This window comes from Shewanella insulae (assembly GCF_009831655.1).
GTDB classification, from domain to species: domain Bacteria; phylum Pseudomonadota; class Gammaproteobacteria; order Enterobacterales; family Shewanellaceae; genus Shewanella; species Shewanella insulae.
Genome location: NZ_WRPA01000051.1, coordinates 1 through 531, shown reverse-complemented (window position 1 = coordinate 531; position 531 = coordinate 1). Strand labels below are relative to the sequence as shown.

At 44.3% G+C, this 531-nt stretch carries 1 protein-coding gene; it reads right to left on the bottom strand.

Annotated features, from left to right (window positions below):
* Positions 1-442, bottom strand: a 442-nt coding sequence (locus GNT65_RS20480) for an IS110 family RNA-guided transposase (RefSeq protein ID WP_160799009.1), incomplete at its 3' end; no start/stop codon positions are given.
* Between the last annotated feature and the right edge of the window lie 89 nt (positions 443-531).

The window sequence follows — 531 nt, the reverse complement described above, 5'->3', positions numbered from 1 at the left end:
TGCCGTATTCACTCAACAATCCACGTATTTGATTAGTCAACGCGGTTCTGACACGAATACGACGCTCGCGAATTCGATGGGAAATAATGATATCGACCTGCGCTAAGGTTCTTGGCTTAACGAAGATGATGTTGGGGCGCATCGCAGCCTCACAGATTGCAAAGGCATCATTGCGGTCATTTTTATTGCCTTTCACGAAGGGCTTCACATGCTGTGGTGGGATAAGTTTTACCTCATATCCGCGCGACATAAGCTCTCGCCCCCAATAATTTGACCCACTACAGGCTTCCATAGCAATGACAGCATCAGGATATTGAACGAGCGTTTTCAACAGTTGAGTGCGTTTAACGGTGCGATTAAAGAGTGTTTTACCAGCTTGATTGACACCGCAAATCTGAAGAACATTTTTTGCCAAATCGATACCAATTAGAGTAACTTTCATAGTGGACACCTTTTGTTGATATTGAACCTTGTAAATTCAATATGGCGCTTTTGACGCCGACTTCACAAGAGGTGTCCATCTCATCATCC